The organism is Caulobacter sp. BE254 (assembly GCF_031457295.1).
Classification (GTDB): Bacteria; Pseudomonadota; Alphaproteobacteria; order Caulobacterales; family Caulobacteraceae; genus Caulobacter.
Genome location: NZ_JAVDWJ010000004.1, coordinates 285,449 through 298,882, shown reverse-complemented (window position 1 = coordinate 298,882; position 13,434 = coordinate 285,449). Strand labels below are relative to the sequence as shown.

8 protein-coding genes are annotated in these 13,434 nt (G+C 70.3%); 6 read left to right on the top strand and 2 right to left on the bottom strand.

Annotated elements, in window-relative coordinates; translation table 11 throughout:
* From J2X41_RS10280 to J2X41_RS10255, 6 genes are all read left to right on the top strand, one after another.
* Nucleotides 1-1,188, top strand: coding sequence for a CoA transferase (locus tag J2X41_RS10280; protein WP_310081619.1), 1,188 nt, complete (start codon nt 1-3; stop codon nt 1,186-1,188).
* Nucleotides 1,185-2,321 (top strand): extracellular solute-binding protein, encoded by a 1,137-nt coding sequence (locus tag J2X41_RS10275; protein WP_310081618.1) that lies wholly within the window; start codon nt 1,185-1,187, stop codon nt 2,319-2,321. The genes J2X41_RS10280 and J2X41_RS10275 overlap by 4 nt, the downstream gene beginning before the upstream one ends.
* Nucleotides 2,322-2,331: 10 nt before the next feature.
* Complete coding sequence (locus tag J2X41_RS10270) at nt 2,332-3,108, top strand: enoyl-CoA hydratase/isomerase family protein (RefSeq protein ID WP_310081616.1); 777 nt, start codon at nt 2,332-2,334, stop codon at nt 3,106-3,108.
* A gap of 78 nt (nt 3,109-3,186) precedes the next feature.
* Entirely contained in the window at nt 3,187-4,143 is a 957-nt protein-coding gene (locus tag J2X41_RS10265; RefSeq protein WP_310081615.1) for a D-glycerate dehydrogenase, read from the top strand.
* An 80-nt stretch (nt 4,144-4,223) separates the two neighbouring features.
* Nucleotides 4,224-5,855, top strand: a complete 1,632-nt coding sequence (locus J2X41_RS10260; RefSeq protein WP_310081614.1) for a glycosyl hydrolase family 28-related protein — start codon at nt 4,224-4,226, stop codon at nt 5,853-5,855.
* A gap of 38 nt (nt 5,856-5,893) precedes the next feature.
* Nucleotides 5,894-7,981 carry a glycoside hydrolase family 2 TIM barrel-domain containing protein gene (locus J2X41_RS10255; RefSeq protein ID WP_310081613.1) on the top strand — a complete coding sequence of 696 codons (2,088 nt, stop codon included), beginning with the start codon at nt 5,894-5,896 and terminating at the stop codon, nt 7,979-7,981.
* Nucleotides 7,982-8,155: 174 nt separating this feature from the next.
* On the opposite strand, the gene J2X41_RS10250 is transcribed toward J2X41_RS10255, so the two are convergent.
* Nucleotides 8,156-11,386, bottom strand: a complete 3,231-nt coding sequence (locus J2X41_RS10250) for a family 78 glycoside hydrolase catalytic domain (RefSeq protein WP_310081612.1) — start codon at nt 11,384-11,386, stop codon at nt 8,156-8,158.
* A complete protein-coding gene (locus J2X41_RS10245) occupies nt 11,383-13,419 on the bottom strand; it encodes a right-handed parallel beta-helix repeat-containing protein (protein ID WP_310081611.1) in 2,037 nt (678 codons plus the stop codon). Before J2X41_RS10245 ends, J2X41_RS10250 begins: the two co-directional genes overlap by 4 nt.
* Between the last annotated feature and the right edge of the window lie 15 nt (nt 13,420-13,434).

The following is a 13,434-nucleotide window of genomic DNA, read 5'->3' as shown; positions in this document are numbered from 1 at the left end:
ATGGGTATCCTGAGCGGAATCCGCGTCCTCGACTGTTCCATCGCCATGGCCGGTCCGTTCGCCGCCCAGCGTCTGGGCGACATGGGCGCAGACGTGATCAAGGTCGAGCCGACCACCGGCGAGTGGCAGCGCCACGTCGCGGCCGGCGGGGCGCGCGGCAACCAGATCAACGTCTCGTTCCTGTCGCTGAACCGCAACAAGCGCTCGCTGGCCGTCGATCTGAAGACGGCCGAGGGCAAGGCGCTGCTGCTGGAGATGGTCGCGACCGCCGACGTCTTCCTGCAGAACTACCGGCCCGGCGTCGCCCAGCGGCTGGGGGTCGACTACGAGACCCTGTCGAAGATCAATCCGCGGCTGATCTATGTGTCGATGTCCGGCTATGGCGAGGATGGTCCGTACCGGAACTATCCGGGGCAAGACCTGCTGTTGCAGGCCATGTCGGGGGCGATGATGTCGTCGGGGGCGGCCGACCAGCCGCCGCAGCCGGCCGGCCAGTACCTGGTCGACGCGATCACCGCCTACACCGCCTTCGAGGGCGCGCTGGCCGCCCTGTTCCATCGCGAGCGGACCGGCGAAGGGCAGCTGGTCCAGATCAACATGCTGGACGCCATCGCCACCATCCAGATGCAGGAGCTGTCGGTCTTCACCATCGGCGGCAAGCCGCAGACCCGCTCGGCCGAACCGCACGCCCACAGCTACATCCGCGCGCCCTACGGCGTGTTCCAGACCCGCGACGGCTACATCTCGATCGCCATGGCTTCGCTGAAGACCCTGGGCCGGCTGATCGACGAGCCGTTCTTCGCCGACCTGGACGACGAGACCGACAGCTGGACCCACCGCGACAGGATCTACGCGTGCGTTCGCCAGCGGCTGGTCCATCGAGACAGCGCCGAGTGGCTGGCGCTGTTCCGCGACAACGACATCTGGTGCGGCCCGGTCTACGGCTATGCCGAACTCGTCGAGGATCCGCAGATCCAGCACAACGGCACCTTCGTCGAATACGACCATCCAACCGAGGGCCGGGTGAAGGCGCCGGGCTTTCCGATCCGTTTCTCCAAGACGCCCTCGACCATCGAGCGCGGCGCGCCCCTGGTCGGGGAGCACACCCGCGAGATCCTCGCCGAGACCGGCCGCGGTCCGGACCAGATCGACGCCCTGATCCGCTCCGGCGTGGTGCGCGCGGCATGACCACGCCCGCCTATCGTGGCCTGACCTGGGACCATCCGCGCGGCTACCGGGCGCTGGAAGCCGCCGCCGCGCGGTTGGATCTGGACCGGGACGGCCTGGCCCTGACCTGGGACCGTCATTCGCTGGAAGGCTTCGAGGAACGGCCGATCGGCGAGCAGTGCGCCCTGTACGACCTGGTGGTGCTGGACCATCCGCATGTCGGCGAGGCCGTCGCCGCCGACTGCCTGGTCCCGCTGGAGAACCTGTTCGACGCGGGGGAGATCGCCGCCTGGCGAGCCGCGGTCATGGGGCGCTGCCTGGACAGCTACCGCTATGCCGGTCGCCACTGGGCCTTGCCGCTGGACGCCGCGACCCAGGTCATGGCCTGGCGCAAGGACCGGCTCGACGCGCCGCCGGCCCTATGGGACGAGGTCGTGCGGCTGTCTCAGACCGGCGGCGTGGTCCTGTCGCTGTCGGGCCCGCACGCGGCCCTGACCTTCCAGTCGATCTGCGCCGCCCATGGCGCGCCGCCAGCGGCGGACGGCGAAACCTTCATGGAGCCCACCGCCGGCCGCGCCGCCTGGAACCTGCTGTCGCGGCTGGCGGCGCACAGCCCGCCAGCCTTGCGGTCGCTGAACCCGATCGGCTTGCTGGAGCACATGAGCGCCCATGACGATGTCGCCCTCTGTCCGCTGGTCTACGGCTATGTGAACTACGCCCCCGACGGCGCCCTGGGCTTCGCGGACGCGCCGCGCGTGGCGCTGGACGGGCCCGTGGGCTCGATCCTCGGCGGGACCGGGATCGGGGTGTCGCGGCGTTGCGCGGTGACCCCGCGGCTGCTGGATCATCTGCGCTGGCTGATGGCCGACGCGACGCAGCGCGGCTTCATTCCCGACCACGACGGTCAGCCCGCGCTGAAGGCCGCCTGGCGCGACCCGGCCGTCAACGCGCGATGGGGCGACTTCTATGCGCGCACCTACACCACGCTGGACGGCGCCAGCCTCAGGCCCCGCCACGACGGCGCCATCGCCTTCCAGGCGGCGGCGTCGCATCGCATACGCGCCGGCCTCGACTCCGGCGACGGCGCGGATCGGGTGTTGGATGACCTGCAGGCGCTGTTCGTGCGCCACCGCCCAGCCGGCGCTGAGACTTGAGGAGCAGGCGATGAGCCAGGACGACGAGCTTCTGTTCGAGGTGACGGGCCACGTCGCCGTCATCACCCTGAACCGGCCGCACAAGCTGAACGCGGTGACGCCGGCCATGGCCAAGGCCGTCGAGGCGGCGATCGCGCAGGTCGACGCCTCCGACACCATCCGCTGCGTGGTGATCACCGGGGCGGGGGAGAAGGCCTTCTGCGCCGGGTCGGACATCTCGACCCTGGACCAGTACCAGACCCCCTGGGACTTCCGGAACCGCGGGGACTATTGCGACGCCGTGCGGCTGTGCCGCAAGCCGACGATTGCGGCGGTCAACGGCTACGCCCTCGGCGGCGGGCTGGAGACGGCCATGAGCTGCGACGTCCGCATCGCCTCGGCCAACGCCCGGTTCGCCGCCCCCGAGATCAAGCTGGGCTGGATCGGCGGCGGCGGCATGGCGGCCGGCCTGGTCCATTCGATCGGCGCCTCGAACGCCGCCCTAATGATCCTGACCGGCGACGCCGTCGAGGCCGAGACTTGCCGGCAATGGGGCTTGGTCAGCGAGGTCGTGGCGCCCGGCGAGTTGCTGGGCCGGGCGCGGGCCATCGCCGAGGTGATCGCCTCGCGCGCGCCGATCGCCGCCGAGACCGCCAAGCTGAACCTCAAGGCGGCCCACGCCATGCCCTATGAGAAGGCGGTCGAATACGAGCGCGACCTGCAGACGATCTGTTTCGCCACGGCGGACGCGGCGGAGGGACGGGCGGCGTTCGCCGAGAAGCGCGCGCCCATGTTCCGTCGGCGCTGACCGTAACCACCTGTTCGCGCCGGCCGAGGATGGCTACGAAAGGCGTTCGGCGTCGCCGACCACCGATGCGGAGAGGACATGAAGCCCAGGATCCTGATCAGCCGCCGCTGGCCCGAAGTCGTCGAGGCCCGGCTGCGCCAGCGCTATGACGTGACGCTGAACGAGGGCGACACGCCGCTGGGCGTGGAGCAGTTGCGCGCGGCGATGGGCGCTTACGACGCCCTGTGTCCGACGGTCTCGGATCGCGTCACGGCCGAGGTCCTGGCCGCGCCCGGCGCGCGGGTCAGGATCATCGCCAACTACGGCGCGGGCTACGAGCACATCGACCTGGCGGCGGCCAGGGCGGCGGGGGTTGTGGTGACCAACACGCCCGACGTGCTGACCGACGCGACCGCCGAGCTGGCGGTGCTGCTGATGCTGATGACCAGCCGCCGGGCCGGCGAGGGCGAACGGGAGCTGCGGGCCGGCCGATGGACGGGCTGGCGGCCCGTCCACATGCTGGGCCAATCGTTGGCGGGCAAGACCTTGGGCCTGGTCGGCTACGGCCGCATCGCCCGGGCCACCGCCCGGCGGGCGCGGGCCGCCCTGGGCATGGAGATCGCCTATCACAGCCGCCGACGCGCGGACGACGAGGACGGCGCGACCTATCACGAGACGCTGGAGAGCCTGGCGGCGGCCGCCGACGTGCTGTCGCTGCACACCCCCGGCGGTCCCGAGACCCATCACCTAGTCGATGCGGCCCTGCTGGCGCGGATGAAGCCGACGGCGATCCTGATCAACACGGCGCGCGGCTCGGTGGTGGCCGAGGCCGACCTGGCCCGGGCCCTGGTCGACGGGACGATCGCCGGCGCGGGTCTGGATGTCTACCAGGGCGAGCCGGAGGTCAGTCCGGCGTTGCTGGCGGCGCCCAACACCGTGCTGCTGCCGCACCTGGGCAGCGCCACCCTGGAGACCCGCACCGCCATGGGCATGCGGGCGGCCGACAATCTGGACCGCTTCTTCGACGGCGAGCCGCCGCTGGACCGGGTCGCTTGAAGTCTCGTCGTCAAAGGGGTTGATATAAGATAATACGTCATACAACATGCGCGCCGTTCAACAGGCGGAGAGCAGGGCGCATGGCGCAAGGCGCGATCAGCGAGAAGGCGGAGTTCAGCCGTCGCTTCGTGACGCTTGGGCTGGGCGCGGCCCTGGCGGCCAGCCCGTCGCTGGTGCGGGCCACGGGGTCGCTGACGGGCTTCCACGACGTGCGCGACCACGGGGCGGTCGGCGACGGGATCGCCATCGACTCCGGAGCCGTCAACCGCGCCATCGAGGCCGCCTCGGCGGCCGGAGGCGGCACGGTGGTGATCCCCGCCGGCCACTATCTGTGCTTCTCGATTCGGCTGAAAAGCTTCGTCACCCTGGTGCTGATGAACGGCTCGGTGATCGAAGCGGCTGATCCTCGCAAGCACGCCGGCCGCTACGACCTGCCCGAGAACGTCTATGAGGAACAGTTCCAGGACTACGGCGTCAGCCACTTCCACAACAGCCTGATCTATGGCGACGGGGTCAACGACGTCACCATCATCGGCAAGGGGCTGATCCATGGCCTGGGCCTGGACCGCGAGGGACCCGCGCCGCGCTGGCATGGCATGGCCGGCTGGACGTCGCCGGCCGAGCAGGGGCTGAGCCCCGACGCCGCCCGCCGGGCGATCCCCCGCGAGATGGCCTATGAGGGGCGAGGCAACAAGGCCATCGGCCTGACCGGCTGCCGCAACGTCCTGCTGCGCGACTTCACCATCCTGCAGGGCGGCCACTTCGCCTGCTACGTGCTGGGCTCGACCAATGTGCGGATCGACGGCCTGACCGTCGACACCGACCGCGACGGCATCGACATCGACGCCTGCCGCGACGTGAAGGTCACCAACTGCCTGGTCAACGCCCCCAAGGACGACGCCATCGTGCTGAAGAGCAGCATGGCCCTGCAGGCGCCGCGCTTCTGCGAGGACGTCAGCGTGATCGGCTGCAAGACCAGCGGCTACCTGCTGGGCACGGTGGTCGATGGGACCTACCAGCCCTCGCCCTACAGGTCGGTGGACGATATCGGCGTGCTGGGCCGGATCAAGCTAGGCACCGATTCCGTGGCCGGCTTCCGCAACATCCTGGTGTCGGACTGCATCTGCGAGAACACCCGCGGCCTGCAGCTGGGCGCGATCGACGGCGGGGTGCTGGAGGACGTGACCTTCTCCAACATCCTGCTGCGCAACCCGGTCAACCATCCGATCTTCGTGCGCCTGTCGGGGCGCAACCGCGCGCCGCAAGGCAATGGCCCGTCCCAGGTGCGGCGGGTGAGCTTCTCCAACATCAACGTCTCGGGCGCGCCGGGGCCGTACGCCAGCGGCGTGGTCGGGCTGCCCGGCGGGATCATCGAGGACGTCAGCTTCTCGGACATCCACGTGCGCTCGGCCGGTGGCGGTTCGCGGGAGGACGCGATGCGGGACATCGAAGAGCGGCCCAAGTCGTCGCTGGAGCCCAGCTTCATGGGCGCGTTCCCGGCCCACGGCCTTTGGGTGCGCCACGCCCGCAACGTGAGCATACGCGATGTCAGCTTTTCGGTGGAAAGGCCCGACGCCCGGCCCGCCATCGTGCTGGACGACGTGCAGGGCGCGGCGATCGACGGCGTGCGCTCCAGCCTCTCCCCCGGCGCGGCGCTCCGCACGGTGCGCAGTCGCGACGTTCGCGCCCGCGACATCCAGCGCTTGGCCTGATCCCACGTGATGCGCCTCGAAAAGGATGGAGAGACGCCATGAAAGCCCGATCATTCCGGCTGTTGCGATCCTGCCTGGCGCTGGGCCTGGCCGTCTGGGCGTTCGGCGCGGCCCAGGCAGCCGAAGTGACCCAACTGCGCGACGGCTGGCGCTTCCTCCGGGCAGACGCGGCCGGCGCCGAGGCCCCGGCGTTCGACGATTCCGGCTGGGCGATGGTATCGACACCCCACACCTACAACGCCGCCGACTCCGGCCTCGGCGGGGCCAAGGCGCGGGGCGAGCCGGAGGGCGCCTATTACCGCGGCCCAGCCTGGTATCGGCTGTGGCTGGATCATCAGCCGCGCGCCGGCCGGCGCTACTTCCTGCAGTTCGACGGCGCGGCGCTGAAGGCCGAGGTCTTCCTGAACGGGCGACGGGTGGGCGCGCACGAAGGCGGTTACGCGGCCTTCCGCTACGACGTCACGTCGGCGCTCGAACCAGGCCGGAACCTGCTGGCGGTCCGGGTCGACAATGCGCGCAACACCCGGTTCGCGCCGCTGAACGGCGACTTCAACGTGTTCGGCGGCCTCTATCGGCCGGTCAAGCTGGTCGAGACCTCGGATGTCCACGTGGACCTGGGCGACTGGGGCGGGCCGGGCGTCTATGCCCGCACCCAGGCCCTGGCGGCGGGTCGGGCGACGATCGGGGCCGAGGTCCTGGTCCGGAACGATCGCGCCGCGGCGGCGAGCGTCCAGGTGGTGACGCGGATCCTCGACGCGGACGGCGCGGTGGCGGCGGAGGCCACGGCTGCGGCCAGCGTCGCCGCCGGCCAGATGCGGCCGATCGAACAGACCCTGGTCCTGAAGAAGCCTCGGCTGTGGGAGGGACGACGCTCGCCCTACCTCTATCGCCTGCGCACCGAGGTGCGGGTCCAGGGCAAGCTGGTCGACACCGCCGAGGTTCCACTGGGCGTGCGCATGGTGGGCCTGGACGGGGAGGGCCGGTTCCTGCTGAACGGCAAGCCCTACGCCCTCTACGGCGCGAACATCCAGCTGCCTACCCGCTTCGGCAAGGGCCCGGTCGTCAGCGACGCCGAGATCGACGAGGACATGCGGATCATGGCCGAGATGGGCGTCACGGCCCTGCGGCTGGCCCACATGCAGCATCCGCAGCGGGTCTATGACCAGGCCGACCGGCTGGGCGTCCTTCTGACGACCGAGGCGCCGCTGATCGACGACCTGGATCCCTCCGACGCGTTTCGCGACAACCTGGTGCAGCAGATGCGCGAGCTGATCGCCCAGAACGTCAACCATCCGTCGGTGGCCCTGTGGGGCATCGGCAACGAGCTGCGAACCTCGGGCGAGCCCGCCAACCGCCTGCTCGCGGCGCTGCAGTCGACGGCCAAGGCCATGGATCCGACGCGGCCCACGACCTACGCCCATTGTTGCCTGAAGGACGACGACCCGATCGCCCAGCACAGCGACACTGTATCCTACAACCGCTATTTCGGCTGGTACTGGACCGAGGCCAAGGACATCGGCCCCTGGGCCGACGACCTGCACGCCCGGTTGCCGAAGCGGCCGATCGGGGTCAGCGAGTACGGGGCCGGCGCGAGCATCCTGCACCAGGAGGACCCCGTGCTGCGCCGCCCGGTCGCCGACGGTTACTGGCATCCCGAGCAATGGCAAGCGGTCTTCCACGAGACCCACTGGCGCGAGCTGCGCCAGCGGCCGTTCCTGTGGTCGAACTTCATCTGGGTCGGTTTCGACTTTCCGTCGTTCAAGCGCAACGAGGGCGACCGGCCGGCCATCAACGACAAGGGCCTGGTCACCGAGGACCGGCTGACGCGCAAGGACGCCTACTATTGGTACCAGGCCAACTGGTCCGAGGTTCCGATGCTGCACCTCACCAGTCGCCGCGACGTCAACAAGCGGACGAAGCGCGTGAAGGTGAAGGCCTATTCCAACCAGCCGTCGGTGCGGCTGCGCCTCAATGGCGGCGATTGGACCACCGTGCCCGTCCAGGACCATGTCGCGCTGTGGGAGATCGACCTGGCGGAGGGCGAGAACCTGGTGGAGGCGGAGGTCGAGGTGGGCGGCAAGACGCTGACGGACAGCGTGCGGTGGATTTACGGGACCAAGCCGTAGAAGGCATGGACCCTTCGATGCTCCCCTTCGGGGGAGCTGTCGCGGAGCGACTGAGGGGGCGGCGCTGGCCAAGTAAGCTTGCTGCGATCTGGGCCAGCGCCGCGCCGCCCCCTCCGGCCCTCTGGACCACATCCCCCAGGGGGGAGGATCTTACAAGCCAGCCTCGCGGCTTCGCTAGCCCGAAGCCCGCGCCTCGAAGCGGTGGTCGCCCGAGCCGATCTCCAGCACCAGCCGGCCGCGCTCCATGCCCTTGACCGTCACGCCCGGCGCCTGGCTGGCGGCGACGCCGTTGACGCGCACGGCCTCGGGGGCGCGGGCGGGGATGTGGACCTCCGCCCGGCTGTTGGCGGGGGCCACCAGATGGAGCTCGAAACCGCCGTCCGGCTTCAAGGCCCAGTCGGTGCTGATCCGGCCCAGCACGCTGTCATAGTCGCCGCCGCCTCGGGGCACGCGGGGGTCCAGCACGGGATCGAAACGGAACGACAGGAAGCCCGGCCGGATCGGCTCGATTCCGGCCACGCGGCGGAAGATGAAACCCGTCACCGCGCCCAGGGCGTAGTGGTTGTAGGAGTTCATCGACACGTCGCCGACGTCGCCGTTCCACCGCTCCCAGATGGTGGTGGCGTTCTTGCGGATCATGTAGCCCCAGGATGGGAACTCGGTCCGCAGCAGCAGGTCGTAGACCAGGGCCTGCTGGTCGTTGTCGGCCAGGGCGTCCAGGCTGAACGGCGTGCCCAGGAAGCCCGTCGACAGCAGCGTGCCGCGCCGGCGGATGTCGGCGACCAGATGGCCGGTGGCGGCGGCGCGCAGGGGCTCGGGAACCAGTCCGAAGCGCAGGGCCAGGATGTAGCCGGCCTGCGAGCCGTTGCCCATCGAGCCGTCGGGGCGGACGAACTCGCGCTGGAAGGCCTCGGTGATACGGGCGGCCAGCTGGCGGTAGCGGACCGCGTCGGGACGGCGGCCCGAGCCCATCGCCATCTCGGCCATGGCCTCCACCGACCGTTTCCACATGGCCGTGCCGATCAGGGCCTTGGGCGTCGTCTCGTCGCCGGGGCTCTTGGCGTCCAGGGCCACCCAGTCGCCGAAGTCGTAGCCGCGTTCCTTGCGCCAGATCAGGTCTGGATTGTTCCTGGCGATGAAGTCCAGGTAGCGGGTCATCGCCGCCCAGTTCTGGTCGATGATCGCCGTGTCGTTGTAGCGCTTCCACACCGTCCAGGGCAGCATGATGCCGGCGTCGGCCCAGCCCGGCGAGGCGCCTAGGCCCAGGTCCGCCCAGCCGGCCGGCGCATAGTCGGGGAATTCGCCGCGTGGTCCCTGGGCGTCGCGGATATCGCGGCCGAACCGCTCGGTGAAGGCCGCCACGTCCATGTTGAAGGCCGCGGCGTCCCAGAAGACGTTGGCGTCGCCGGTCCAGCCCAGGCGCTCGTCGCGCTGGGGGCAGTCGGTCGGCAGGCCGAAGAAGTTGGACCTCTGGCTCCACAGGCTGTTGCGCCATAGCTGCTGGATCACCGGATTGGCGATGCGCAGGTGGCCGGTCTCGGCCAGGTTCGAGGAGACGACGACGCCTTCGACGTCGTCGGCGGTCGGCGCTCGGCCCAGGGCCTCGGCCAGACCCTCGACCTCGACATAGCGGAAGCCGAAATAGGTGAAGCGCGGCTCATAGGTCTCGCCCGCCGGATCGCCCCTCAGGGTGTAGACCAGGGCCGCCCGGGCGGCGCGCAGGTTGGACTGGTCGGCGCGGCCGTCGGCGGCCAGCACCTCGGCGAAGCGCAGGGTCACGACCTGGCCCGCGCGGCCGCGCACCTTCAGCCGCGCCCAGCCGGCGAAGTTCTGGCCGAAGTCGAAGACATGGCGCGAGCCGACCGCCGTCACGGACGCGGCGCGCAGTGTCTCGATCCGGCGGATCGGCGGGCTGATCTGGGCCTTGAGGGCGCAGGGCGGGGTGGGGGCGATGTCGACCGCGCGCCAGGCGGCGGCGTCGAAGCCCGCGGTCGACCAGCCGGCCTGTTCCAGCCGGGCGTCGTAGTCTTCGCCATAGTAGATTTCGCCGCGGGTCACCGGGGCCGGGGCCAGGCGCCAGGACTCGTCGCTGACGATCGTCTCGCGCGTCCCGTCGGCATAGGTGATCTCTAGCTGCCCCAGGAAGCGCAGGGGCGCGTCGCCGAACGCGTAGCGGCCGGCCGGGGCGACATAGCTGCCGTACCAGCCGTCGCCGACCATCGCGCCGATCGCGTTGTCGCCGGCAACCAGCAGGTCGGTGACGTCATAGGCGCGATAGAGCGCGGTCTTGCGGAAGTCGGTGCTCTCCGGCGTCAGCAGGGCGTCACCGACGCGCCGGCCGTTGATCTGGGCCTCGTAGGCGCCCAGGGCCGTGGCGTAGAGACGGGCGCGGGCCACCGGCCGGTCGACCGCGAAGGCCTTGCGCAGCAGGAAGGCGCCGTGGCCCGGCCAGGCCTGGGTCTGGGTCTTCGAGACCTCGGCCGGCGCCCAGCGGGCGTCGTCGAAGTCGAGAGCCGTCCAGCCGTCGGGCGCGTGCAGGGCCGTCTTCATGCCGCGCGAGGTCAGGCGCAGCACCTTGCCGCCGGCCAGGTCGGCGCGGACCATCACGGCGGTGGCGATCTCGTGCAGCTTGGGCTCGTTGAAGCCCGACGGATCCCTGACCCGCACCGCGATCACATGCCGGCCGGCGGCGAGTGTGTGGCGTGTCTCGGCGATCGGCGCGACGCCGTAGGCGATGGGCGAGTGCGGCGGCCGCTGGACGGGCTGGCCGTCCAGCCAGAGCTCGGATTTTTCGTTGGCGATCGAGAACAGGGTCACGGACGCGGCCGCCGGCAGGTCGAAGGCCAGGCGAAAAGCGCGGGCGGAGCGGTCGGCCGGGCGGTCGCCGCGCATCCACAGCAGGCCCGCCTGCCGATCGGCGCGGGCGAGTTCCGTTTCGGCGGCGATCCACTTGGCGCGCCAGTCGGCCGCCTCCAGCAGGCCGGTCTCGAAACTGGCGACGGCGCTGGTCGCGCGGCGACCCTTGTTGTCGCGCACCAGGACGCGCCACCAGACGATCTGGCGCGACTTCAGCGGGCTGCCCAGCCACGAGACATCCATGCTCTGGTCGGTCAGCACCTCGCCGGCGTGCCACAGGTCGGGGGTTCCCGCCTCGAGCAGGGCGCGCGTGCTGGCGGCCTGGACCTCGTAGCGGGTTTGGCGGACGTCGGGATCGGGGCTGACCAGACGCCAGGACAGCCGCACGGCCTGGTCGTCGACGCCCAGCGGCGCGGTCATCGAGCCGGCCTTCAGGTCGACGACCTCCAGGCTCGGGGTCTGCAGCGCCTGGGCTGCCAGCGCCGGGGCCGAGGCCGCGACGCCGGCCAGGCCCGCGCCCATCATCAATCCACGGCGGGAAACGCTCATCGGGTGGCCTCCGTCTCGGAGCGTGGTCCCGCCTTGTCGATCACGATTCTCGCCTCCGCTGGCCAGTCACGGGTCGGGACCAGGACGTTGTTCTCGGCGACATTGCCGATCTCCGCCAGCCACCGACCGCCGGTGCGCGGCGAATTATGCCAGTTGCCGGTCGCCACATTGTCCGTCGAGATCCTGCGCCGGTACATCTTGCCGGCGGTGTTGATGTTCAGCCACTTGCCCTGGGTGTCGATCACGTTGCCGGTCACCCGGAAGTGCTTGGAGCCCTCGTCCAGATAGACGCCGATCCGGTCGCCGATGTCGAAGACGTGGTTGCCGCGGATCACCGCGCCGGGGTTGGCCGACAGGTTGTAGATGGCCCCGCCGTCCATGTACCAGGTCTTCACCCCGTGGATCTGGTTTCCCTCGACCAGCGTGTTCCGCAGCGTCGTCGGCGTCGCGTAGCGGGTGTTGTGCAGGTAGCCCTTCTGGTTCTCGTCATAGTTGGGATTGCCGCCGGCGTCGTTATAGCCCCAGCCCCAGCCGACCGCGACGCCGTCATAGGGCGCGTCCGAGATCTCGTTGTGCAGGATGCGCGCGCCGTCGACATAGGTGGTCAGGATGGCGGCGTTGTCCTTGTAGTCCTGGCTGACGGTGGCGACGGTGTTGTCGGCGATCTCCAGGTCGGCGTTGACCAGGTCCGGGGAGGAGGGGTGATGGGCGTCCTCGCGCACCCCGCCGGCCATGATCGCCCCGCCCGACAGGACGGCGAACAGGTTGCGCCTGACGCGGACGCCGCGCGTGGCCAGGCCGACGCCGCTTAGATTGGCGTTCGCGTCGTTGCCGACGCCCAAGGCGACCTGGCCCAGCTGCGAGAACTGGTTGTCCTCGAAGACGATGTCGCGCGCCGCCGCCACCTGGACCGCGGCGGGGATCTGGCTCCACTTCTGGCGCATCGACTCGAACTCCGGACAGCCCCAGCCGCACTTGGCCCAGGCGTCGGCCGGGCGGATGGGCGAGGAGTCCTTCAGGAAGGCTCCGCTCTGCTGGTTGGCGTAGCCGGTCGGCTCCGACGGTCCCATCCACGAGGTGTACGAGAAGCGCAGGCCCTGGAAGGTCAGGTTTCGCACCGGCGCCTGCGGCGTGCCGCTGATCGAGGCCAGGGCGGGCAGGGCTGGGACCGTGACGCGCAGCCTGGCGATGTCGTCGTCCTCGGCGATGCGCAGGTAGAGCTTGCCGGCCTTCGGATCGACGAACCATTGGTAGGGCTTGGCATGCCAGTCGTTGGTCCTGCCGATCAGCTCGGGGGCGTTGACCAGGAACAGGCGCGAATCCTCGGGGAAGATCGGCTGGGACAGGGTGTCGTAGCCCCAGGTGTTGTTGTCCCAGGCGGGCTGGCGCATCGTCACCCGAACGCCGTCGATCGCGGCCACCGGCGAGATGCGGTCGGTGAAGAACCCCGTCGCCTCGACCTCCAGCCGCTCCGGATGCTCCAGGGTCGACAGGAAGGCCAGGTCCGGATTGACGATCTCGAAGCCGGTGGCGTCGAACCGGACGTCCGAGGGCTTGATCTCGAGCCAGGCGCGCTCGGCCAGGGTGTCGTCGACCCAGACCTGGCGGGTGTCCAGCCCCTTGGGGATGTCGGCGACATAGAGGCGGCGCTTCGTGTCGAACAGCTTGAAGCCCGTCACGTCGAAGCCGCCCGAGATCAGGGGACGGGTCCCGGCCGCGCCGCGCCAGGTCACGCGATGGCCGCCCTGGCCGCCGTCGGCGGCGGTGAAGACCAGGGGGCGGTCCAGGCGATATTCGCCGGGGGCGATCTCGACCGTCACGTCGGCCTTGAGATTGCTGGCCCGCACCAGGGCCTGGGCGCGGGTCAGGGTGCGGATCGGGCGACTGGCGCTACCGGGATCGCGGTCGTCGCCCCGGGGGGAAACGTGCAGGACCACCGGCGTCTGGGCCGCCACGGCCGCGGCGGCCCAGACGAGCGCGCAGGTCGAGATCGTGATGGCCGCGGCGCCGCGGATGACGAAGGCTTTGACCATCACGAACTCCCCAAT

Excerpts from the sequence above, each read along its gene's own strand:
- J2X41_RS10255 (WP_310081613.1), top strand. The coding sequence starts at position 5,894 with ATGAAAGCCCGATCATTCCGGCTGTTGCGATCCTGCCTGGCGCTGGGC.
- J2X41_RS10245 (WP_310081611.1), bottom strand. The coding sequence starts at position 13,419 with ATGGTCAAAGCCTTCGTCATCCGCGGCGCCGCGGCCATCACGATCTCG.
- J2X41_RS10250 (WP_310081612.1), bottom strand. The coding sequence starts at position 11,386 with ATGAGCGTTTCCCGCCGTGGATTGATGATGGGCGCGGGCCTGGCCGGC.
- J2X41_RS10280 (WP_310081619.1), top strand. The coding sequence starts at position 1 with ATGGGTATCCTGAGCGGAATCCGCGTCCTCGACTGTTCCATCGCCATG.
- J2X41_RS10275 (WP_310081618.1), top strand. The coding sequence starts at position 1,185 with ATGACCACGCCCGCCTATCGTGGCCTGACCTGGGACCATCCGCGCGGC.
- J2X41_RS10265 (WP_310081615.1), top strand. The coding sequence starts at position 3,187 with ATGAAGCCCAGGATCCTGATCAGCCGCCGCTGGCCCGAAGTCGTCGAG.
- J2X41_RS10270 (WP_310081616.1), top strand. The coding sequence starts at position 2,332 with ATGAGCCAGGACGACGAGCTTCTGTTCGAGGTGACGGGCCACGTCGCC.
- J2X41_RS10260 (WP_310081614.1), top strand. The coding sequence starts at position 4,224 with ATGGCGCAAGGCGCGATCAGCGAGAAGGCGGAGTTCAGCCGTCGCTTC.